The sequence below is a fragment of the Brevibacillus fluminis genome (genome assembly GCF_052072235.1).
GTDB classification, from domain to species: Bacteria; Bacillota; Bacilli; order Brevibacillales; family Brevibacillaceae; genus Brevibacillus_D; species Brevibacillus_D fluminis_A.
The window spans coordinates 4,987,940-5,010,792 of the sequence record NZ_CM125436.1; the positions used below are offsets into that span (position 1 = coordinate 4,987,940).

At 53.5% G+C, this 22,853-nt stretch carries 19 protein-coding genes and 2 riboswitches; of the genes, 6 read left to right on the forward strand and 13 right to left on the reverse strand.

Annotated features, from left to right (window positions below):
* The first annotated feature begins 83 nt into the window (after window positions 1–83).
* The gene (locus tag ACTID9_RS24525; protein WP_441067616.1) at window positions 84–914 is read left to right on the forward strand and encodes a stalk domain-containing protein; all 831 of its coding nucleotides are present in this window, start codon (window positions 84–86) and stop codon (window positions 912–914) included.
* Between the two features lie 240 nt (window positions 915–1,154).
* The gene (gene coaA / locus ACTID9_RS24530) at window positions 1,155–2,126 is read left to right on the forward strand and encodes a type I pantothenate kinase (protein ID WP_441067618.1); all 972 of its coding nucleotides are present in this window, start codon (window positions 1,155–1,157) and stop codon (window positions 2,124–2,126) included.
* A 216-nt stretch (window positions 2,127–2,342) separates the two neighbouring features.
* Here the strand turns inward: coaA and ACTID9_RS24535 are convergent, their stop codons facing one another.
* The 10 genes from ACTID9_RS24535 to ACTID9_RS24580 form a co-directional block, all read right to left on the reverse strand.
* Window positions 2,343–3,533 carry an MFS transporter gene (locus ACTID9_RS24535; RefSeq protein WP_441067620.1) on the reverse strand — a complete coding sequence of 397 codons (1,191 nt, stop codon included), beginning with the start codon at window positions 3,531–3,533 and terminating at the stop codon, window positions 2,343–2,345.
* A 219-nt stretch (window positions 3,534–3,752) separates the two neighbouring features.
* Window positions 3,753–4,088 carry a cupin domain-containing protein gene (locus tag ACTID9_RS24540; RefSeq protein WP_441067622.1) on the reverse strand — a complete coding sequence of 112 codons (336 nt, stop codon included), beginning with the start codon at window positions 4,086–4,088 and terminating at the stop codon, window positions 3,753–3,755.
* 41 nt (window positions 4,089–4,129) lie between these two features.
* The gene (locus ACTID9_RS24545) at window positions 4,130–5,857 is read right to left on the reverse strand and encodes a hydantoinase B/oxoprolinase family protein (protein WP_441067624.1); all 1,728 of its coding nucleotides are present in this window, start codon (window positions 5,855–5,857) and stop codon (window positions 4,130–4,132) included.
* Between the two features lie 3 nt (window positions 5,858–5,860).
* A complete protein-coding gene (locus tag ACTID9_RS24550) occupies window positions 5,861–7,903 on the reverse strand; it encodes a hydantoinase/oxoprolinase family protein (protein ID WP_441067626.1) in 2,043 nt (680 codons plus the stop codon).
* A 45-nt stretch (window positions 7,904–7,948) separates the two neighbouring features.
* Window positions 7,949–8,491 (reverse strand): helix-turn-helix domain-containing protein, encoded by a 543-nt coding sequence (locus ACTID9_RS24555; protein ID WP_441067628.1) that lies wholly within the window; start codon window positions 8,489–8,491, stop codon window positions 7,949–7,951.
* Between the two features lie 49 nt (window positions 8,492–8,540).
* On the reverse strand, window positions 8,541–9,893 hold the full coding sequence (locus ACTID9_RS24560) for an MFS transporter (RefSeq protein WP_441067630.1): 1,353 nt from the start codon (window positions 9,891–9,893) through the stop codon (window positions 8,541–8,543).
* 36 nt (window positions 9,894–9,929) lie between these two features.
* Window positions 9,930–10,676 carry an aspartate/glutamate racemase family protein gene (locus ACTID9_RS24565; RefSeq protein ID WP_441067632.1) on the reverse strand — a complete coding sequence of 249 codons (747 nt, stop codon included), beginning with the start codon at window positions 10,674–10,676 and terminating at the stop codon, window positions 9,930–9,932.
* A 613-nt stretch (window positions 10,677–11,289) separates the two neighbouring features.
* Window positions 11,290–13,368: an ABC transporter ATP-binding protein gene (locus tag ACTID9_RS24570; protein ID WP_441067634.1), complete on the reverse strand. Its 2,079-nt coding sequence runs from the start codon at window positions 13,366–13,368 to the stop codon at window positions 11,290–11,292.
* Window positions 13,365–15,119 (reverse strand): ABC transporter ATP-binding protein, encoded by a 1,755-nt coding sequence (locus ACTID9_RS24575; RefSeq protein ID WP_441067636.1) that lies wholly within the window; start codon window positions 15,117–15,119, stop codon window positions 13,365–13,367. The genes ACTID9_RS24570 and ACTID9_RS24575 overlap by 4 nt, the downstream gene beginning before the upstream one ends.
* Before the next feature lie 183 nt (window positions 15,120–15,302).
* Complete coding sequence (locus tag ACTID9_RS24580; protein ID WP_441067638.1) at window positions 15,303–15,869, reverse strand: GNAT family N-acetyltransferase; 567 nt, start codon at window positions 15,867–15,869, stop codon at window positions 15,303–15,305.
* A 90-nt stretch (window positions 15,870–15,959) separates the two neighbouring features.
* Between ACTID9_RS24580 and ACTID9_RS24585 the strand changes: the two genes are divergently transcribed.
* Window positions 15,960–16,406, forward strand: a complete 447-nt coding sequence (locus tag ACTID9_RS24585; RefSeq protein ID WP_441067640.1) for a hypothetical protein — start codon at window positions 15,960–15,962, stop codon at window positions 16,404–16,406.
* Between the two features lie 61 nt (window positions 16,407–16,467).
* Here the strand turns inward: ACTID9_RS24585 and mtnA are convergent, their stop codons facing one another.
* Genes mtnA through ACTID9_RS24600 form a run of 3 tightly spaced genes read right to left on the reverse strand, consistent with a single transcriptional unit; the run spans window position 16,468 to window position 19,482 of the window.
* Window positions 16,468–17,508, reverse strand: a complete 1,041-nt coding sequence (mtnA, locus tag ACTID9_RS24590) for an S-methyl-5-thioribose-1-phosphate isomerase (RefSeq protein ID WP_441067642.1) — start codon at window positions 17,506–17,508, stop codon at window positions 16,468–16,470.
* Between the two features lie 33 nt (window positions 17,509–17,541).
* Window positions 17,542–18,756 (reverse strand): S-methyl-5-thioribose kinase, encoded by a 1,215-nt coding sequence (mtnK, locus tag ACTID9_RS24595; RefSeq protein WP_441067644.1) that lies wholly within the window; start codon window positions 18,754–18,756, stop codon window positions 17,542–17,544.
* 30 nt (window positions 18,757–18,786) lie between these two features.
* Window positions 18,787–19,482 carry a DUF1722 domain-containing protein gene (locus tag ACTID9_RS24600; RefSeq protein ID WP_441067646.1) on the reverse strand — a complete coding sequence of 232 codons (696 nt, stop codon included), beginning with the start codon at window positions 19,480–19,482 and terminating at the stop codon, window positions 18,787–18,789.
* An 11-nt stretch (window positions 19,483–19,493) separates the two neighbouring features.
* Window positions 19,494–19,612, reverse strand: a riboswitch (SAM riboswitch).
* A gap of 231 nt (window positions 19,613–19,843) precedes the next feature.
* Window positions 19,844–19,972: riboswitch (SAM riboswitch) on the forward strand.
* 128 nt (window positions 19,973–20,100) lie between these two features.
* Here ACTID9_RS24600 and ACTID9_RS24605 point away from each other — a divergent pair.
* The 3 genes from ACTID9_RS24605 to ACTID9_RS24615 are packed head-to-tail and all read left to right on the forward strand — an operon-like array spanning window position 20,101 to window position 22,656.
* Window positions 20,101–21,312 (forward strand): 2,3-diketo-5-methylthiopentyl-1-phosphate enolase, encoded by a 1,212-nt coding sequence (locus tag ACTID9_RS24605; RefSeq protein ID WP_441067647.1) that lies wholly within the window; start codon window positions 20,101–20,103, stop codon window positions 21,310–21,312.
* A gap of 3 nt (window positions 21,313–21,315) precedes the next feature.
* Window positions 21,316–21,981: a 2-hydroxy-3-keto-5-methylthiopentenyl-1-phosphate phosphatase gene (locus ACTID9_RS24610; RefSeq protein ID WP_441067649.1), complete on the forward strand. Its 666-nt coding sequence runs from the start codon at window positions 21,316–21,318 to the stop codon at window positions 21,979–21,981.
* A 12-nt stretch (window positions 21,982–21,993) separates the two neighbouring features.
* On the forward strand, window positions 21,994–22,656 hold the full coding sequence (locus tag ACTID9_RS24615; RefSeq protein ID WP_441067651.1) for a methylthioribulose 1-phosphate dehydratase: 663 nt from the start codon (window positions 21,994–21,996) through the stop codon (window positions 22,654–22,656).
* The last annotated feature ends 197 nt before the right edge of the window (window positions 22,657–22,853 follow it).

Sequence of the window (22,853 nt, forward strand, 5' to 3'; positions counted from 1 at the left end):
ACCCGATCGGGCTATACCAAACCGAGCGCCTGATTCGGTACCGTTATTCGCAGAGGTTGAATTTGAAGGAGGTTACCGCACTCATGAATTGGAAAAAAATGATGCTGATGATGTTGACGCTTGTCCTCTGCTCCGGCGCCTTTTCGCTGGTCAGCGCACACGAAGGGCACATGGCTGCTCCCCATGAACCGGACAAAGACACAACATGCGCATACTGCATGATGAAGGTGTATCTAAAAGAAGAGGAAATGGGCAAATTCACCGCCCAAATGCTGACCGCAGATGGAAAAACGCTGTTTTTTGACGATGCCGGCTGCATGCTGAACTACAAGCGCACGCTTGCCGCCGAGCCGCAGATGATGTGGGTCCGCGATTACAACACGCTGGCCTGGGTCGAGTACGGCAAGGCGAATGTGGTGTCCGCCAACATCAAAACGCCGATGCAGTACGGTTTCGCTTACTTCCAGACCGCTGCAGATGCCGATACATTCGTAAAAAACAACAATAAGCTGGAAGCCATGAAAACCGACTGGACGTTTGTCGACAAAGTGGCGCAAAAAAGAAGCGAGATGAAGATGGGCGGCAACATGAATCATGGACAAATGAACCATGGCGCAGCTGCAGCGCATGGCATCACCGTCATGATCAACGGTCAAAAGCAGAGCTTCCAGCAAGCTCCGATGAACATGCATGGCAAAGTCACCGTCTCCGCGAAAGAGCTTGTGCAAAAGCTGGGCGCTACCGCCAACTGGAACGCGAAAGGCGATAGCGTGACGGTGAAGCTCGGCAGCAAAAGCGCAACGCTTTCGCTTGAGCAGCATGGCCAAATCGGTCTGCGCGCGCTTTGCGAAGCCGTCGGCGCCCATGTGACGTGGGACGGAAAAACGAAAACGATCCATATCAGCTCGAAATAGCGAGCAAGTTGCAAAAAACGGTGGCGCCACGCTTTTTGGCAAAGCTGCAAACACGGTAGAAATGAAAGAGGCTGTCGATTCGCTTTGCAGGATCGACAGCCTCTTTCGCATCGCCGCACTTTGGGTATTCTTTTGCGTTGAAAAAAACGGCTTTGTTTGAGAGAATACCATTACGACTTAACGCTTCGTTGGCGAGACGTTCCGTGCATAATCCCGTTCTGGAAAGGAAGCAATCCGCCCATGTTCCAAAAACCTTATGATGTGGTTGATACCAACTATTCTCCATATATCACGTTTTCCCGCGAAGAATGGCGGGAACTGCGCGCTTCGACTCCGCTCACGCTGTCCGAGGACGAGCTGAAAAAACTGCAAGGGCTCAATGAGCACGTCTCCATGCAGGAAGTATCCGACATCTACCTGCCGCTTTCCCGTCTGCTCAACCTGTACGTGGAAGCGACGCAAGAGCTCTACAATGCCACCAGTACCTTCCTTGGCAATCGCAGCAAAAAAGTGCCGTACATCATCGGTGTCGCCGGCAGTGTCGCTGTCGGAAAAAGTACGACATCACGTATTTTGCAAGCGCTTTTAGCGCGTTGGCCCAATACGCCAAAAGTCGATCTCATCACCACCGATGGCTTCCTGTATCCGAACCGGACGCTGGAGAAGCGCGGCATCATGAAGCGAAAAGGGTTTCCCGAAAGTTACGACATCCGTCGCTTCATTCAATTCATGGCCGATGTGAAATCGGGGCTTCCTGAGGTGAAGGCGCCGATTTATTCGCATTTGGCCTACGATATTTTGCCGAACGAGTGCCAGGTCATTCGCCAGCCGGATATCCTCATCGTCGAAGGCTTGAATGTTCTGCAAATCACGCGTGATCCCAACAATTCGCGAACGATCCCGCAAGTGTTCGTCTCCGATTTCTTTGACTTCTCGATCTATGTGGATGCTTCCGAGGAAGACATCCAGCGCTGGTATGTCGAGCGATTCAAAATGCTGCGCAATACGGCGTTCCAAAAACCGGATTCCTATTTCCGCCGCTATGCGACTCTCTCTGATGCGGAAGCTGTTGAAACCGCTTTATCGATTTGGAAAGAGATCAACAGCATCAACCTGGTGGAAAATATTTTGCCGACGCGCAGTCGGGCGCAGTTGATTTTGGAGAAGCAGGCGGATCATACGACGAGCAGTGTGAAGCTGAGAAAGTTGTAAAAAACGGAGAGGCTGCGGTGGTCGATCGGGGATTTTTGCAAAAAACGGCTCTCCGCTCTTACAATGCCTACTGGGGGTCGGGGAGAACGGCTGGCATTGTAAAGGCTGCGTGCCGTTTTTTGCAAAATTCCCTTCGCTGCGGTCGTTCCCCGCTTCTTTTTATTGGGGATAAAAAAATAATGAAAAAAGATGTCCTCTCTTGGAGGACATCTTTTTTTATATGGATTGCGTTTGTGCTGTCTGTTCTTCTTTCTGCCTTGTGGAATGTGGCGCAGCCACACGGAAGAAAATTCCTGCGATAGCGAAAGCGAGCAGGAGCAGGCCCATGACGGTGAACATCAGTCCGGGGGAGACGCCGAGCAGCACACCGTTCAGGTTGGGGGCGACGATGCTGCCTGCGCTGAAATTGACACCGACGATGACGCCTACGGCAGGTACCATGTAGCTTGGCAAAATGTCGGCGGCATAGGCCATGCCGAGCGAGTAAAATGAGCCGACGACCGCCCCTGCGATAACCAGGAGCGTCAGCATCATCCACAGCGATCCTTGCGCGAGCGGGAACAAAATGAAGGCGATCCCGCCGATGACCGCGCAGCTCATCATGATTTGTTTGCGGCCGACCTTATCGCTCCACGCACCAAGCGGCATCTGCAAAATCAGCGCGCCCAGCACGAAGGACGGCAGCAGAATCGATACCGTCTCCATGGACAGCCCGATGCGCAGGCCGAAAACAGGGAAGCTGCCGTTCAGCGACGATTCCATGTAGCCGTACAAAAACGACGGAATCAAAGCCAACCAGCCATAGCGGAATACATAGGCAAAACGGTTTTGGCCCTCCTGCTGCTGCCCCATCGGTTCCGGATACACATTTTTCAGCCGGGAGAGCAAAAAGAAGGACGACGCGTACAGGATGCTGACCAAAACAAACGGCACCCACAGGCCAAGCGGCAGCAGGTTGATACCCAATGGCCCGATGCTGAACCCGACTCCATAGGCCAATCCGTAAATCGAAAGCATGCGGCCACGCTTTTCCGGCGGCGCGATGGCCGTCAGCCAAAGCTGCGTATTGTAGTGCAGGAGCGAGTCGCCCGATCCCATGAACAGCCGCAGGAAAAACCAGACGACAAGCCCGCTGGACAGCGGTATGAGTACGGTAGTGCTGATAAGCAGGATCAGTCCGAGAATAATGGCGCCGCGATAGCCGAGGCGCTGCAGAAGCCGTTCCAAAAACGGCGACACCAGCATGACGCCGATGTACATGGCCGCAGCATTGACACCGTTGGCGATTGAGGATACGCCTTGCTGTTCCAGCAAAATCGCCAGCAGCGGCAGCGTCAACCCTTGGCTGATGCCGGCAAATCCAACCAAAACAATCAATGTCGTTTGCATGAGACGCAAAGATGGCATAGCAGATTGCTCCTTTCCATCCCCCCATCATACACTCTATAGTAACGAGAAAGTCAAGGTGGTGAACATACAAAACGATTATCACCGTTTTGTATTCCGCAAACGGTATTCTTGTTCATAAAAAATCGCCGAAACGTTTTTCACAGAAAAAAACTAGGCTGCCCCGTGGCGATCATGTTGATCAGCCGCAATGGACAGCCTGCTATCTGTTCTTATTCCCTACGTGCGCACCAGTGCAAACACGATCTCGCAATCTTCTTCACCATCATTGTACGCCCAATGCTCTTCACCGGCTGGAATCAGCGTGGCGTCCCCTTTTGTCAGCCGATATTCCTTCTCGCCGGACACGGACAGGATCGAGCCTTTGACGATGATCGAATATTCATTGCCTTCATGCGCCCCCGTTCCCGTTAGCGGAATGCGCGCTTTTGGCGGTACGGTCACATAACCAAAAGCAGTTTTCCCGCCCTCGATGCTGTCTTCGGGAAATAATGTTTTCAGAGAGATACTTGGCCGGTCCTCTGGTTTCACGTCATCTGTTTTCACTACAATCATCTTTGTTCTCTCCTTTTCGGTACGATTTCGTGTTGCTGCGTTTAGCGGGTTGTGCCCACTACCTCATATGTGCTTGGATCAAGCAGGACGCCGTATACTTCTTTTGCCTGCTCGACCGTGATATAGCCGTTTTTGGCATCATAGGCAACCTTTTCCACAGGCCGTTTCAGCGGATCGCCATAACCGCCGCCGGTAGCGGTGATCAATCGGACGACATCGCCTTTTTGCAACGGGAAGCGAGCGTACTTGCCAAACGGCCCTGCTACCTCGCCGTTTGCCTTGACGATCACGAACTCGTTGCGCGAGCCGTCGCCGCCGCCATTGAAGCCCCATGGCAAATATTTGTGGCGGCCGAATGTCGCCGTCACGGTTTGCCCGTCAGTCATCGCCTGGTACGAGCGAATCACGCCGGAACCGCCGCGGTTTTCACCCGCTCCTGCCCCGTCGGCGCGCAGGCTGTATTCGCCGAGCATGACGCCATAGCGCGTCTCCGCCACTTCAACCGGCACATTGTACGTTTCGCCATCGCCGATACAAAATTGTCCAGTCGCACCATCCAAACCTTGACCAGCGCCCCAGCCGCCAACAGACGGTTCGACGATCAGAAACGGTTCGCTCGTATCTTGATGCAGACCGGAGAGCACGACGCCGCAGACCGACAGCAGATGTCCCGCGTTGAGTCGATTCGGCAGCACGGGAGCCAGCGCTTTCCACACCAGATCGGAACCATACATCATCGTCTCCCAATAGGTGGATACCGCCGCCGGTCGTTCTGCGGAAAAAATCGAGCGATCGTCCGCAATGACCTGCAGCGGGCGGAAGACGCCGTCGTTGATATCTTGCGACGGATTGGTCGCCGCCAAAAAGATGACGCGCACAGCGGAAACAAGTGCGGTATAGGAGCAGTTGACAGGCCCCAGTACCTGCGGGTGACTGCCTCGGAAGTCGCAAATAAATTCGTCGTCGGTAATCGTCACCTTGACCTTCACCGGAAACGGCCCGTTGCCCAGCCCGTCGTCATCGATGAAATCTTCCGCCTCAAAAACACCTTTGGGCAGCTTGGCAATCTCTTTGCGCGAGAGCTGCTCGCCATGCGTCAGCAAAAAGTCAATCGAGTCCATCACAACGGCTTTGCCATACTTGTCGCACAGCTCGACAAAGCGTTTTTCGCCTGTGCGCAGTGCCGCTACCTGTGCCCACATATCACCGATAGATAGATCGGGGAAGCGCACATTCGCGCGGATCATATCGACCAGAGCCTCATTCAGGCGCCCTTCGTCAAACAGCTTGACGCACGGGAACTGCAGTCCCTCTTGGAAAATTTCCGTCGAATCGGTCGTCCATGAACCCGGATCTTTCCCGCCGACCTCAGTCCAGTGCGCTTTGTTCGCCGAAAATGCGACCAGCTCGCCTTCGTAAAAGATCGGCATGACCAGTCCTACGTCCGACAAGTGTGAGCCGCCGCCACCGTACGGATCGTTGATAATAATGATATCCCCTGGCTTGATCGCGCCTTTTTCGCCGTATTTTTTCAACGTTTCCTTGACCATGAAAGTGAGCATGCCGATGAAACCGGTCACGCCATTCCCTTGGGTCAAAAGCTGTCCTTTGGCATCGGTCAAGCCGCTGGCAAAGTCGAGCACTTCATAAATGATCGGGCTCATCGAGGTGCGCGCCAATGTATGGAACATTTCTTCGCCGATCGCAATTAGCGAATCTTTGACGATTTCAAGTGTAAACTGGTCGTTTTTCGCATTTGTGCCTATCATGTGCTACACCCCCGTTTGTACAATCAGATTTCCATATGGGTCAACGGTAACCGTTTGACCGGGATAAATGACGGCTGAAGAAGACACCTCTTCAATGATCGCCGGCCCTGCAATCACGGTTCCGGCATTCAGAGCCTCGCGTTCGTAGACGCGTGTATCCAGCCAACCTGCTCCTTCAAACAGAACGGCCCGCGTCTCTTTCAAAGCGCTTGCGGCATTGTCGCCAACATTCGCCAGCTTGGCGACCTCCGGCTTCTGCACGGTTCCGAATGCGGTCAAGTGCAGGTTGACAATCTCAGTCGGAGCGCCCTCAAGCTTAAAGGTATAATGCTGTTCATGCAGACCGTGGAAGCTGTTGACCACTTCCGCCAGCGTTTCCGCGTTCAGCACGCCGCCTGGCACAGGCACTTTTACCGCATGTTCCTGGCCCAGATAGCGCATATCGGCATAGCGGGTGAAAACGATCTTGTCCTGCTCGATACCCTCGGCAGCATATTGCGTCTGCGCCTGCTCCTCCAGCTCGTCCCAACGGTTGTTCAGTTCGGTGAAATCGAGGCTGTTTACGCGGCGGATGTAGGTTTGGATATAATCGTGGCGCAGATCGGTCATCAGCATGCCCCACGCCGAGAATACGGCGGACGCGATCGGGATGATGACTTTTTTCACACCCAGCTCGCGCGCCAATGCCATCGCATGCATCGGTCCGCCGCCGCCGAACGCGACGAGCGCGAAATCGCGCGGGTCATAGCCTTTGCGCACAGAAATCAGCTTAAGCGCATTCAACATGTTGGAATTGGCGATGCGAATGATGCCAAGCGCCGCATCCTCCACCGATATATCGAAATATTCCGCCACTTTTTGCTGAATTGCAGAGCGAACCGCCTCCATGTCTACCTGCGACTGGAAGTTTTTCGGCGAAAGCCGTCCGGTAACCAAATTCGCATCGGTTGTCGTCGGATTTTCCCCGCCGCGTCCGTAAGCGACTGGCCCTGGCATTGCGCCCGCTGATTGTGGTCCGACTTTTAGCGAGCCCGCATCATCAATCCACGCGATCGAGCCGCCACCATTGCCGATCTCCACGATGTCGACGACAGGCACCTTGATCGGGTATCCGGCATTGCGGTCATCATGCTCGATTTTGTAATCGGTCGTTACCTTTACTTCGCCGTGATTGATCAGCGAGCATTTGGCTGTCGTTCCGCCGATGTCGAACGCGATGATATTTTCCTCGCCGATCAGCTTGCCCAGCATCGCCGCGCCGAAAATTCCCGCGACCGGACCGGACTCAACCATGTTGATGGGCGTTTCTTTTGATTGGGCGAAAGTTGTAGTCCCCGCATTGGATTGCATGATGTACTTGTTGCCGGCCACGCCCAGCTCGACCAATTGTCGCTCCAGCTTGTCGATATAGGAAGCGGCGATCGGCTTGACATAGGAGTTGAGAACCGCCGTGCTTGTCCGCTCATATTCGCGCCATTCTTTTGTCACCTCATAGGAAGCGGTCACCGCTACTTCCGGCCATACCTCTTTGACGATCTCGATTGCCTGCCGCTCATGGGACGCATCGGCATAGGCGTGTAGGAATGCGATCGCAATGGCATCGACACCTTCCGCCCGCAGCTGCTCTACCGCAGCTCTCACCTGGTTTGTGTCGAGCGGAGTGAGAACCTCGCCCTTGTAATTGATCCGCTCCTCCACTTCCAGGCGCAAGTAGCGCGGGATAAACGGAGTCGGTTTTTCATAGCGAACATTAAACAGATCGGGACGGTTTCCCCTGGCGATCTCCAGCACATCGCGGAAGCCTTTTGTCGTGATCAAGCCGGTTTTTACGCCTTTTCGCTCGGTGAGCGCGTTGATGATCACAGTCGTCCCGTGAATAAACGTATCGATTGCAGCACTTTCGATGCCGCTTTTATTTAAAACATCCAATACCCCTTGTTCGAAATGAGGAGGAGTCGTATCGCTTTTGGCTACGCCAATTTTCCCCGTTTCATCCAGATACACAAGATCTGTAAATGTACCGCCAATATCTGTAGCTACTCTCATAAGAACCACCCTTCTTGTGAACAGATGTATAGGTGATCCGGCTATCTAGAAGATAACCGGGGTCAACACGCTGAGAACTTTGGATGTCTGATTGAGCGGATTGGACCACATGTGCGGCAGGTTGGACGGATAATGAATCGAGTCTCCCGCCTTGAGCAAATATTCTTTGCCATCTACCTCGAAAATGACGGCACCTTCCAGCACGTAGAAAAACTCTTCGCCCGGATGGTTGAATACGCTTCCTTGCACCGTATTCGGCTCAAGGGTCACAATCATCGGCTCCAGCATCCGCCCGGAGAAATCACCGGCCAACCGACGATATTCCGCCGTATTGCCCTCGATCCGAAACGGCTTTTGCTCATCCACTTTTACGACATAGTTTTGGTTGCTGAAATTCTCGAAAAAATCGGTAATCGGCACTTCAAAAGCATCCGCAATTTTTTTCAGCGATGTGATCGCAAGCGATGTCGCGCCCCGCTCTACTTGAGACAAAAAACTGACCGACAGTCCGGTTTTTTCGCTGAGATCCTTCAACGTATAGTCGTGCTGTTTGCGCAAATCGCGAATGCGTTTATAAATTTCTTCCATTTTGATACCCCTTCATTTTTTCTAGTATACTGTATCTAGTATACATGTTTTAATGAAGGATTTCCCCTTCCGTCTCCCGTAAAAACAGGACGGTAATCGCGGTCACGACCAGAAAGCTGGTAATGAAGGCGTTCGTAATCAAAAAGCTTTGGTTCGTGGCCAGAAACGCTCCGATTGCCGTTGGCGCGATCCAGTTGGCGACGCGCTGCGCGGTTGCCCCCAGACTGTAGCCGGCTCCGCGAATGTTGGTCGGATACAGCTCGCCCATCCATACATCCCAAACGCCCCAAGCGCCAAGGCTGAAAAAGGACAAGATCACCAGATAAACCATCAGCTCGGTGATTGTGTTGGAAGCGGCGAAACCGAACCCGCCGACAGCCGCGAGCACGACGAACACAAACATGACTTTTTTGCGGCCGAATTTGCCGGTCAAATAAGAGGAAGCGAAATAACCGGGGAATTGCGCCAATGCCGACAGCACGACGAACCCGAGGCTGGAGACAAAGGATAATCCCTTGCTTTGCGCCAGCATGGACGGCATCCATAAAAACAGCGCCCAATAGCCCCATGAAAAGCAGAAATTGATCAGCGTTTGCAGTAAAGTCGGCTTCAACAGCTTGCCTTTGAAAATATCCATGAAATTGCCTTGACTCAACTGGGGCACCGTGACCGTTCGGCCTTTTAGCAGCCCCTCCACCTTATTCTCGGAAAGCCGCAGCAACGCAGCCTTCGCTTCCGCCGTTTTACCTTTGCCAGCCAGCCAGTAAGGCGATTCGGGCACCAGCTTCCAGACAACCAAAAACCAGAGAGCGCCGAGCGAGCTGATCGCCATGATCCAGTGCCAGCCGAGATGGCCAAAGAAATACGTGATGCCGACTGCGATCAAGGTGCCGATCGGGAACCCGGAAGCCAGATAAACGGCTGCCCGCCCCCGCGACTTGACCGGCAAAAGCTCTTCAAAGAACGGGAATGTCGCGACCATCACGCCAGATAACGCCGCTCCTGCGATCAAACGCGTCCAAAACAGCATTTCGAAATTGACCGAAAACGAACTGAGCAACGAAAGCAGCCCGTACAAAACAAAGCTGAGCAGCACCGTTTTTTTGCGCCCAAATCGGTCGGTAATCTTCCCCCACACTAAGCAACCAGGAATCATGCCGAGGTAAATCGAGCCCATCACTTCGCCAGTTTGCACCTGGTCGAGCTGGAAATCAGCCGCGATCATCCCGCTGATGAACACGATGATCATCAATTCCCACGCTTCGATGGCAAAGGAGAAAAACAGAGCGAATCCAGCCTTCCAGTGCTGCGACGTAAAGGGCATTTCTTCAAAAACCTTGCCTACCTCGATCGGAGCGGCATCTCCTGTCGACCGCTCGCTGAATTCCGCTTTTGCACTCATTCGAACCCCCTACTTTCGTGCGAATATTTCGTATCTTCAACGCAGGCAAGCTGCCCACTCAAGCTCAGGCGGCGATTGATACCCTACCAGCTTGCTGTGGCTCCAGCCGAATCTTTGCTTGATCTCAACCAGGAACTCTGCGTATTTGAGCGGGGCCAGGCTGGCGTCAATGACCGGAATGCCCAACTCCTCCTGGATCGTTTTATAAAAACCGAACTCTATCGTGCAACCGAGGACCAACACATCTGCCCCGTCCTGTTCAATTGCGGCAATTGCAGCATTTCTGATGCGTCGCTCGGTTTCTGCATGATCCTTCTGGAAATCATGCACCCCCAGATCAAGCGAACGGAACGAAGCGAGCTTGTCGGCAAAGCCGTATTTATGCACATTTTCTTTCATCTCGGGAATCCATTTTTTCCGTCCGACAATAATCGAGACGCTTTCGCCTAACGTCGTGGCGACATGCAGGCAAGCCTCCGCCGGAGCGGTGATGACCATCTTTTGCGACAGCTCGCGCGCTGCCCGGATCGCCGGATCATAGAAGCAGCCGATGATTGCCGCATCGTAGCCATCCGCCTCGGCTTTTTTTATCGTCGTCAAAAGCTCGGGCATAACCATCAATTCGTAACTGTTGTATTCGAGATGATGCGGACCAGCTGATTTCGATAGGGATACAACATCGACGATCGTGTCAGGCTGTTTGATCTTGCCGAATTCGTCCGCAAAAATCTGATCAAAGGCATCTGTCGTGACCGGGTTAATCCACAATATCTTTTTCATCAACCAATTTCCCCCTTGGCCTCTTTTTGGGAATCATCTACTCGCGTTTTCCAACCAAAATAGTAAGATCGGGATAATTACAGCTATACAGTATTTTTTAAAGGAACAATCTGAATCGACTTTTGCTTCCAATCTGCCAACACTCGAACAACTCTGCCATTTTTTCTTCATTAATTCGTAGTACAGCCCATTTTTCTCCACGTTTTCGCTCATCTATCACCTCTTTTTTCCGAATAATTGTATTTTAATTAATTATCAATATAAATCATGTTTTACTGTATTTCAATAACAATTACAGTAATTCGGTAAATATTTTTATTTTAATCGTCATTTTTTGCGATCACTGTAAAAAATCATATATATCTCATTCTGGCAGCTCGCCCCGCCCCTCCACGTGTTGGCTGGCAAAAAACCGACCGGCTACGAGTAAATCGGCCGGTCGACAGTTCCTACAATCAAAAAAAGAAGCCCGCTGTATCTACCAGAATGCGAGCTTCCGCAAAAAAACCCCGCTCTGCTTGCATTGGACACACATCCATCAGGCAAGAAGAACGGGATACTGTATTAAGTTACGACGTTTTACCGTAGGTTGTTCTAGGGGCTGCCATAGCCAATGCTACACAACCGCCTTGCTAGCCGCCTGCCCCTGCTGGAGCTGATACATTTTATTGTAAACGCCATTTTGCTCCATCAGCTCTTCATGCGTGCCGCGCTCGACGATTTCTCCGCGAGACAGCACCAGGATCTGGTCCGCATGCTGGATCGTCGAGAGCCGGTGCGCGATGATAAACGTCGTCCGTCCGCTGGAAAGCACGTGAAGCGCCTCCTGGATCACCGCTTCCGTCTCGCTGTCGATGCTGGCCGTGGCCTCATCCAAGATCAGAATAGCCGGATCGGCGGCCAATGCGCGCGCAAAGGAGATGAGCTGACGCTGTCCGGCTGACAGCGTCGCGCCTTTTTCGACGACCGGCTCGTCATAACCTGCTGCAAGCCTCTCGATGAAGGCGTCGGCTTTTACCGCCTTGGCGACCTCGCGCAGCTTTTCGTCCCCGATGCCCTGATTGTACAGCCTGATATTGAATCCAACGCTGCCTGTGAACAAGAACGGGTCCTGCAGTACCAGGCCGACGTGCTCGCGCAAAGATTTCGGGTCCAGCTCCGCTATATTTTGCCCGTCGATTTCAATGCAGCCTTTGTTGATGGGATAAAAGCCGAGCAAAAGATTCATCAGCGAGCTTTTTCCAGAGCCCGTATGCCCGACAAGCGCGATCGTTTGGCCTGGTTCCGCCGTGAACGACACATTTTTCAGCACATAATCCTGATCGTTGTAGGCGAAGGAGACGTTGTCAAAGACGACTTTGCCGCGCGGGCGCTCCATCCGCTCCCGCTTCTCCTCCGTCTCTGTCGGCGCATCCATGACATCAAACACGCGCTTGGCGGAAATCACCGCCTGCTGCAGCTGTGACAAACGGTCCATCACCATATTGATCGGCTCGAAAAAACGGCCCATATAATCGACAAACGCATAGAGCACCCCGAATGAAATCACGTCTGTAAACGACTGTGAGCCGAAATACCAGATGATGATGACCAAGGAGAGCTTCCATAAAAAATCGACCGCCGGACGCAGCATGAACGATTCTAGCCGCATCTCCTTCAATTTCGTCCGGTAATACGTTTCGTTGACCTCGGCGAATTCCTTCGCCACATCTTGTTCGCGGCGGAACGCCTGCACGACGCCCATGTTTTGAATCATTTCATTGATCGTCGCATTCATGTCAGCCAGGCGCGCGCGGATCACCGTGTAGTAACGCGTGCTGATGCGTCGATACGTCAGCACCAGTACGGCGACAATCGGCAAAAGCAGCGTGCAGAACAGCGCCAGCATCGGCTGCATGATGTAGAGCGCCACCAAAATCCCCAGCAAAAATACGGTGTTTTGAACAAAAGTGGCGAGCACGCTCACATACAGCTCGCGAATCGCTTCCGTATCGTTGGTGACGCGGGAAACGAGCGACCCCGTCGGCGTTTTATCGAAATAGGAGACCGGCAGCTTCTGCAGATGCGAAAAAATATCGATTCTAAGACGCTGGATAATGCGCTGTGCCGTCGTTTGCAGCGACAGCAGCTGAATATAGTTCAGCCCTGCGGAAAACAGGATCAGCACGCCATACCCGATCGTCAAGTAGATCAGCGGTCCAATATCGTGACTATACAATGCCTTGACTTCATCCGAGGTCAGGCGAACCGCCGCCATCTCCGTTGCAGCCCCGCCCCCGCCAGGCTTGGCAAAGACCACGCGGTACGCACCGCTTCCTGCCAGCGGGAGAATGTGCGGCGCTCCCCCATCAGGCTGCGGTCCATCCAGCAAATAATAGGCCGTTTTCTCCGTAATGATCTGCACCGGCTTGCCGCCCAGCTTGACGGCTTTTTGCGGGTCGATCCAATCTTCGCGAACCAGAATATGATGCTGCACCTTCACGCTTTGCGGCTCTTCTCCATCGGGGAGCTGCTCGAACTGGTACCAATTTTTCTGGATGCTCAGGATGTGGCTGTCGATCGCGATTTTGGCGATAAAAGGGCCGGCCAGATCGGCGCTCGTCCCCAGCAGCAGCAGTACCAGCGCAATCATGATCCGCTTGCGGAACGGGACGGCATAGCTCACGAGCCTGCGCCATACGCTTTGACCTGTCATGCGCTCTCCTCTCCTTCCACCTGCTCCTCCATTTGCTGGCGGCGGTATTGCTCGGCATACCAGCCGTCCTGGGCCATCAGCTGATCATGCGTGCCTCTCTCCACGATCCGCCCTTCATCCAGCACGATAATTTCCTGCGCATGCTGTACGGCAGACAGCCGATGCGCAGTGATGATTGTCGTTTTTCCGGCTCGTTCGGCACGCAGGTGAGCGAGAATTTTCTTTTCCGTACGCGCATCCACCGCAGAGAGCGAATCGTCCAAAATCAACACTTCCGCATCTGGCAAAAGCGCACGGGCGATCGAAATCCGTTGCTTTTGTCCGCCGGAGAGCATCACGCCCTTTTCCCCCACCATCGTTTGCAGGCCGGCCGGGAACCGCTCGATGTCTCGCAGCATTTCAGCCTGGCTCAACGCATGTTTGATTTCAGCCTCTGTCGCCTCCGGTTTGCCGAAAGCCACGTTTTCCTTGATCGTCCGCGAAAAGAGCAGGTGCTCCTGCGGAACATAAGCAATCTTTTGGCGAAGCGCCTCAAATGAAATCTCTTCAACCGGCATCCCGCTCATAAAAACGGCGTTTTTCTGAAGCGGGAATTGGTGCAGGAGAACGCGGCACAACGTGGACTTTCCGCTGCCTGTACGCCCTACGATGCCGAGCGTATCCCCCTTTGCCAACCGGAAGCTGATGTCGGTCAATGCCGCTTTTTCCGTGTCGGGGTAGGCGAAGGTCAGCCCGTCGAGGCGGATTTCTCCCGGTGGCACGTGTGCGACGGCATCTTTCGCTTCCGCCACGTCCGGCTGCTGCGCAAACAGCTCCTCCAGCCGACTGAGCGAAGCGCTCCCCCGCTGCAAAATGTTCATCAGCCAGCCAAACGCAAACATCGGCCAAATCAAAAGCCCCAAATACAAATTAAATGCAACCAGATCGCCCAATGAAATTTGGCTGTAGATGACCAGAATCGAACCGAAGCCGAGCCCAATAAGAAAGCTGAAGCCGATGATGATGTTGATGGTCGGCTCAAACAGCGCGTCGATCCGCGCCACATTGATGTTTTTCTTCAAGGTGTCCTCGCTCACACGCTGAAACGCTTCTACATCCGCCTGCTCCTGCACAAAAGAGCGCAGCACGCGGACGCCGGACACCGATTCCTGCACATGGTCGTTCATTTTGCCGAACGCTTCTTGCGACAAGTAAAACCGCTCGTGCAACAGCCTGCCGTAATAAGCGGTCGACCAAGCCAAAAATGGCATCGGCAATAGCGACGCGAGCGTCAGCTTCCAATCAATCGTGAAAATCATGACGCCGAGCGTCAGCAGTGTCATCATCAGCGAATCGACCAGCGTCAAAACGCCCATCCCAGCCGTCACCTCGATCGCCGGGATGTCGTTCGTGGCGATCGCCATCAGATCGCCGGTCCGTCTGCGGTGAAAAAACGATGGTGTCATCCGCGTCAAATGGCCAAACAGCCGATCGCGCAGCGTCCTTTCCAAAAGGAGCGACCCGCCGTACAAAAAGTGGCGCCAGCCGATGCGCATCAAATACAGCATGAGCCCGATCCCGACCAGCAGCAAAAGCGCCTGTGTCAATGAGCTTGCGGTCAGCGTTTCATTGCGGATCGAGTCCACCACCTCGCCGATCAAGCGCGGCGGCCACAACATCAACACATCTACCCCTAAGATTAAAAGAACGCCGATCACATACCGTTTGGCATGGCGGCGAAAAAACCAGGCCAACCGCTGCAACGTTTGCAAATTACCCTCTCCCTGCCACGTAACGTTTCATTCGTTTATCCGAACCATTCCGACTCGGCAACCGTGTTACTCCACCTCAATCGGTTGCCGAATAGAAAAGGGTTGCGTTCTATCCGCAGCCCTTTTTGAGTACGTACGTTCGGTTCGCTGACTTTTCTATCGTAAGTTAACGAAATTTTCCTGTCAATCCAAATTTTTTGTATAATTGCGCTGCCATTCCTCCGCCACCAGGCTATACACGACATGGTCCACGTAACGTCCGTTCAAGTATTCGTTTTGACGCAAGACGCCATCCTGATGGAAGCCCAGCCGTTCAGGAATCGCCCTGCTCCTCGAATTTTGCGTTGCCGCATGAATCTCCAGCTTGTTGAGCTGCCAGACGCCGAAAATGTATTCTCTCATATAAGCAATGACGGCGGACGTCATCAATCCTTTTCCTTGAAAAGATTCGGTCAGCCAATAGCCCATCGTCGTCTTGCCATTATGCCAATCGATGCGGTGGACGCCCAACGTTCCGGCCAGCCTTCCTTTATACCATATACCAAAATGAATCCCTTGATTCCGTGCTTTTTGTTCCAGCGTAAGCGTGATGAACTCGACCGTGTCCTCGACAACTTTGGTGTCATCCACCCATGGCAGCCACTCGCGCAGGTGAATGCGATTGCTGTCGATCGCCGTAAACATCTCGACCGCATCCTCTACCAGCAATGGCTTGAGACAAGCATGCTCAAACAAAGGTATTTCTCTCACTGTGCACACCCTCTTTATTTCGGATGGAAATATCAAAATATTGTCGAATATGGTAACATGGGTCATAAGCCATGTAAAGGAGTTGAACGGATGGAGCAGATGCTGCTGGAGATTTTGGGAGAACTGAAAGGGCTGCGGACCGATGTGCGAGAGGTAAAGACCGACATCAAGCAGTTGAAGACCGACGTCGAGCAGTTGAAAACCGACGTCAAGCAGTTGCAGACCGACGTCGAACAGTTGAAAACCGACGTCGCCATATTGCAAACTGATATGGCCCAGGTAAAAGCCGATGTTTCCTTGTTACAAACCGATATGGCCCAGTTGAAATCGGATGTCAAACAGCTTCAATTGCGTGCCGACATCTTTGAGTCGAACCAGCTGACATTGCTGCAAGAGCAGCGGGAGTTACGCCTCGAACACCAGACGCGCGACCGCCTGTTGCTGGGCGAACTGGCTGAGATGAAGGACAAGCTCAAATTCGTCAACCGAAAAGTCGCAGATATGGAATTCGAGACGATCGGAAAACATCATGCATAAATGTCAAAAAAACCGCCTTTTCCGTTATGGACAAAGGCGGTTCTTGTTTGACTCGCTGCTCTTATTTTTTGCTGTTGCCGATCTCTTCCGGTTTGTAAATGCCATTCTCCGTTACGATCGCCGTAATGTAGCTCGCAGGCGTGATGTCAAATGCAGGGTTGTAAACCTTGATCCCGGTTGGTGCAACCTGTTTGCCCAAGCCGTGGGTGATCTCCTCCGCCGGACGCTCCTCGATCGGGATCTCTGCGCCGGTCGGCGTATTCAAGTCGATGGACGACAGCGGCGCCGCGACATAAAACGGGATGTTATGCGCCTTAGCCAAAACCGCTACGCTGTAGGTACCGATTTTGTTCGCGACATCGCCGTTGGCAGCCACGCGGTCTGTTCCCACGATCACGGCCTGCACTTTCCCTTGCGACATGACCATGCCAGCCATGTTGTCGCAGATCAGCGTCACATCCACGCCTGCCTTTTGCAGCTCAAGCGCGGTCAGGCGCGCCCCTTGCAGCACAGGACGGGTTTCATCCGCATACACTTTCAAATTCCAGCCGCGCTGCTTTGCCAAGTAAAACGGTGCGGTTGCGGTTCCGTACGCTGCCGTAGCCAATGCGCCCGGGTTGCAGTGGGTCAAAACGCCGATGCCGTCTTCGAGCAGCGTCAGCAGGTTTTCCCCGATCTGCTTGCACACCGCCTCGTCTTCGCGCTGGATTTCCAACGCTTCTTCCAGAACGGCCGCTTTTACTTCCTCCGGCGCTTTACCCGCTTCGCGCGCTAAGCGCTCCTTGATCCGGTCGAGCGCCCAAAAAAGATTGACCGCTGTCGGACGGGACGTCGCCAAATAATCGGCATGCTCGATCGCTTCCGCCTGGATTGCTTCATAGCTTGCCGCTTCGCTGCCGCGAATGCCCAGGTACACGCCGTATGCCGCTGCCATGCCGATCGCAGGCGCGCCGCGAACTTGCAGATGCCGGATTGCCTCCCATACTTCCTTGATTTTGGTCAGTTCCAGATAGATCGTCTCCACTGGCAACCGTGTCTGGTCGAGCAGATATAAACGATCGTCAGCCCACTTCAGCGGGACCAACTGTTCCGATAACGTCATGTTTACAGCCTCCTGATTGATTCTTGTTGCCGGTTAGCTATGCACCAAGCTCACCGTCTTGTTTACGATCGCCGTGATGTCTGTCGCTTCCGCCACTTGGGTGCGCTCCAAAATCAGCGCCTGCCCGATCGCCAATGCCAGTCGTTCCGCTTCCGCACGGACCTCATCCGATTCAATTGTGTTCAGATCGGCGACGCCAGCCAGCCCGATCACGCGGCGCAGCATTTTGCAACCCGCATAACCGACTGCATCCTGCAGCACATTTTTGACATAGTCTTGCCAAAAACCTTCCACGTGCGCGCTTCGTTCCTTCGCCTGCTTGTGCCACAATTGAACGAATTGCGAAACGAATTCGCTCCAAACATCTTCAACGGTTTCGAGCAAATAGGCACGATAGCTTTCGCGTTCCTCGTCATCCTTGGCCAAACCGTGCTGCGCTGCGTAATTGAGCAGCAAGTTGGCAAACACGGCACCGATGTCAAAGCCGAGCGGACCGTAGTAAGCGAACTCCGGATCGATGACCTTTGTGCTCGTTTCCGTTACAAAAATACTACCTGTATGCAGGTCGCCATGCAACAGCGCTTCTGCGCGCGTGAGGAAACCGTATTTCAATTTGGCGATTTCGCGCTTCAGCGGCGCATTGTGCCAAATGGCTTCGACCTCTGGGCGGATCAGCGGATTGAAGTTGTTGGTCGGCGCATCCTCGTATGGATCGGTGAATACCAAATCCTCTGTAATTTTGCACAGCTCCGGATTGATGAACGAACCGACGAGCGCTTTCTTCTCATACGGATGCGCACCGATATCGGATGTGTAAAAAAGCGTGTGGGCCAGGAAGCGGCCGATGTGCTTGGCGAACAGCGGATAGCGGTTTTTGGCGATCAAGCCTTTGCGCATGATGATATGATCGCTCAAATCTTCCATCACCGTCAGCGCAAGCTCCGCATCATAATGATACACGTGCGGGACAAGTTCCGGTACAAGTTTATACTGGATTTGCAGCGCCTCCGCCTCGATGCGGGCCCGATCCAGCGTAAGCGGCCACGATTCCCCGACGACGCGGGCGTACGGCAATGCCTGTTTGACGATTACGCTTTTGCCGCCTTCCTCATCGCGAATATTAAAAACCAGATTCAGGTTGCCGTCCCCGATTTCATGGCTGGCGAGCTTCGCGCCAGTAGCAAAAAGATTCGGGAGATTGCGAACATATTCAACTGCCTCTTGTTCGGTTAATGCACGGTATGCCATTTGTTATGTCCTCCTCGCAGTCACTTGAAATTATCGTTTATCTTGATCGACCGTCACCAACGGCTCGGTTTCATTTACAACTTCCTGATACAGCGTCAGCAGCTGGACCAGATTGCCCAATTGCGCGGCAAGCCGGAAGTGCGCCAGCCGATCGACGCGATGGCTGCCCAGCTCGGCCCCCACCTCCTGCGGTGAAAGGACTTCCCAGCCGGCTTCCTTTTGGTGGATGAACCAGCTTTCGCCTTTGCAGCGCACCCACACATTCGCCAAGGGAACATCCGGTGCAAACAGCCGCGATTGCTGCAAATAGTCATCCCCATGCTCCATCGCGAGCAAGAACAACCGTTCATTGGCCAGCTTCAAATCCGTCTCCACCAATCGGAGCCATTCGTCCCGCTCTTCAGCGGACAGCTTGCTGCTCAGATGGCCAAAAGCATGCAACAGCGCATTGCGGGCATTGCCCTCATCTTCAGGCAGTGCGCGCACTTGCGTCAAAAACGCCGACAGCTCCTCCGTAAAAACCGACCAACATCGATTCCCCGATGTTTTCTCACGCTCGATCTGGGCTTTGAACGCTTTGGCAATGTCCTGGTAGCAGCGGTACGATTTCGCCATCACCAAATACTTATGCTCCGCCCAAACTTGCTCACACCAGGCGCGGGACAACGATTGCAAAAAAGACCTCTTTTCCGAGGAAAAGAGGTCGCTTGTCGAAGTGGTAACCATGATTATGCTCCCCCTTATCTTCCAGAATGAACGTATTTCTGCAGGAATTAGCACCGTGCATGCGGATCGCTCCGTCATGTCGGTTGCTGGGTTTCATCGGGCCAGTCCCTCCACCACCTCTGGATAAGGTATCCATTGTTATTCAGTTGGGTTGTACGCTTGCATATACGTCGAATCATACTCTGTGCATAAATTGGTGTCAATCCCTAAATTGTATATTGACTCCCTTGCGTACTCATCATATGATGTGAGAATCAGTATGCTTTTTTTGAAAAAGCGCTCTTTTTGGACACAAATTCGACCGCTTTCGGTTGGCATAAAACACGTTTGAAAGTGGTTGTTTTATGCGATATATTGTACACTCTTATCGTGAGCTGGCTGAGGGACTGGCCCTTTGACGCCCGGCAACCATGTGCATGTCTGATCATACAGGCTGCGCAACGGTGCTAATTCCTGCAGAGACATAAGTTTCGTCTCTGAGTGATGAGAGGAGTAGACGGAACAAAAGCCGCCTCCCTCTGACAACGGGAGGTTTTTTTTCTGCCAAAAACGCTTATTCCCGCTCAGCCAAGCAAATGATACACGAGTTGACTTTCCGTCTGAAGGAGGTTTGCCTGGATGAATCAAGATCGCATCCTTGTCACATATTTGACCCAAGCGAAAGACCTGCGCAAAAAAGCCGAAGGGATCGCCGTAGGAATGACGGTCGGTTCCTGGACAGATGTGCCGGCTGCGAAGCAAGAGGAGCTGCGTCCGTATTTGGGCGAGGCAGTCGATGTGACTCCGCTTTCCGTGCTGGAGTCCGGCGAAACGCGCGGTTTGGTGACCATCAGCTATCCGACGCGCAATTTTACGCCCGATATTCCGTCTTTACTGACCGGAATATTTGGGAAATTGTCGATGGATGGCAAAATCAAGCTGGTCGATATTCAGTTCCCCGACAGCTTCTCCTCCCTCTTCCCGGGTCCGAAATACGGGATTGAAGGTATCCGTGAAGCGACGCGCGGCTATGACCGACCGCTCTTGATGAGCATTTTCAAATCGTGCCTCGGCATGCCATTTGATGACTTGAAAACGCAATTCCGCGCACAAGCGATGGGTGGACTCGATCTGGTGAAGGATGACGAAATCTTTTTCGCCGATGAGAAAGCGCCTTTCCTGACGCGCATTCAGGCTTTTGGCGAGATCGCCCGCGACGTGGAGCAATCCACCGGCAAAAAAGTGCTGTATGCGGCGAACTTGACCGGCCCTGTTCACCAGCTGATCGACCGCGCCAAGCAAGCCGTTGAAGCAGGCGCCGATTGCCTGCTGTTCAACGTGCTGGCGTTTGGCTTCGATGTCCTGCACCGTTTGGCAGCCGATCCTGATGTGACCGTGCCGATCATGGCGCATCCCGCGCTTGCCGGTGCGTTTTATCCGTCTCCCGACTACGGCATCGCGACGCCGCTGCTGTTGGGCAAGCTGATGCGGCTGGCTGGCGCTGACCTCGTCTTGTTCCCGTCGCCATATGGCAATGTCGCGTTAGACAAAACAGAAGCGCTGCAGCTTGCGCAAAATCTCCTCCATCCATCGGTTACGCTCAAGCGGCCGTTCCCTGTGCCTTCCGCAGGCATTCATCCGGGACTGGTACCGCAGCTGTTCGCCGATTTCGGCGTCGACCAGGTGGTCAATGCCGGGGGCGGAATCCACGGCCACCCGGGCGGTGCGACAGCAGGCGCGAAAGCATTTGTCGACGCGATCGCCGCAGCGGTCCAAGGCCGCACGCTGGCTGACGCCGCGCAAGATTCCGAGGAGCTTTCCCTCGCGTTGGCCAAATGGGGAGGGAAATAATCCATGGGCAAAAAACTCGTTCTGTTTTGTGACTTTGACGGCACCATCACCGAAAAAGACAACATCGTGGCGATCATGCGCCGCTTTGCTCCGCCGGAATGGGAAGAGCTGACACAGCGCATCCTGGGACAGGAGATCAGCGTTCGCGCGGGGGTAGGCAAACTGTTTACGCTGCTCCCCTCCTCGCTCCGCCAGGAAATCGTCGACTATATCGTAGCGGAAGCCAAGATCCGCCCCGGCTTCGCCGAGTTCGTCCGTTTTTGCGAGGACACCGGCATCGAGCTGTTGATCACCAGCGGCGGCATCGACTTTTTCGTTCATCCGATCTTGGCGCCATTCCAGCTGAAAAACCCCATTTACTGCAATGATAGCGATTTTTCCGGTGAAACCATCACGATCACGTGGCCGCATGCATGTGACGAACATTGCTCGAACGAATGCGGCATGTGCAAAACAACGATTATCCGCAGCTACTCGGCCGATGACTATTACCGCGTCGTGATCGGCGACTCCATCACCGATTTGGCCGGCGCCAAAATCGCCGATTTCGTCATTGCCCGCTCGTTCCTGGAGAAAAAATGCGAAGAGCTGGGACTGCCCTACCGTCCATTCACCACGTTCCACGACGTGATTGAAATACTGCAAGACATCACTCAACTGAAGAAATAGAGGTGTGAACACATGTCCATCACTTTGGAAAGCAAAATCGATGCATTCAGACGCCTTGATGAAGCCAAGCTGACTTTCGCCAAGCGCGACTGGTTCCCTGGAACGAGCGGCAACTTGTCCATCAAGCTGTCCGATTCGCCCCTGACCTTCGCGGTTACCGCGAGCGGCAAAGACAAAACCAAGCTCTCCCCTGAAGACTACCTTTTGGTCGACGGCGATGCCAAGCCGGTTGAAGCGACTACGCTCAAGCCGTCTGCGGAGACGCTGATCCATGCGGTCGTCTACAAAAACATCCCGAATGCCGGAGCTTGCTTCCACGTTCATACCTTGGGCAACAACCTCGTCTCCGAGCTGTATTTCGGCCAGCGCGCCTTCAGCATCCAAGGACAGGAGCTGATCAAAGGGCTCGGCATCTGGGAAGAAAACGCGCAGATCACGGTGCCGATTGTAGAAAATTTCGCTGACATTCCAAAGCTTGCCCAAGCGATCGAAAAAGTGATTACACCCGAAATCCCAGGTGTTCTGATCCGCAATCACGGGATTTACGCGTGGGGCGGCAACGATTTCGAGGCGAAACGCCATCTGGAATCTTTTGAATTCCTGTTTGAGTACCACCTGCGCTGGCTGCAGCTCAGCCAGGCCGTGCAAAAGCAGACGGTTTCAGCTACATTTTAGTAAGACTTGGTTCCGCGCCTTTTGCGGAACCTTAGTCGCACTTATGCTGGATCGGGATCGTTTCAGATTCCGATCTGTATTAGTAAGACTTGGTTCCGCGCCTTTTGCGGAACCTTAGTCGCACTTATGCTGGATCGGGATCGTTTCAGATTCCGATCTGTATTAGTAAGACTTGGTTCCGCCACACCCTTGGCGGA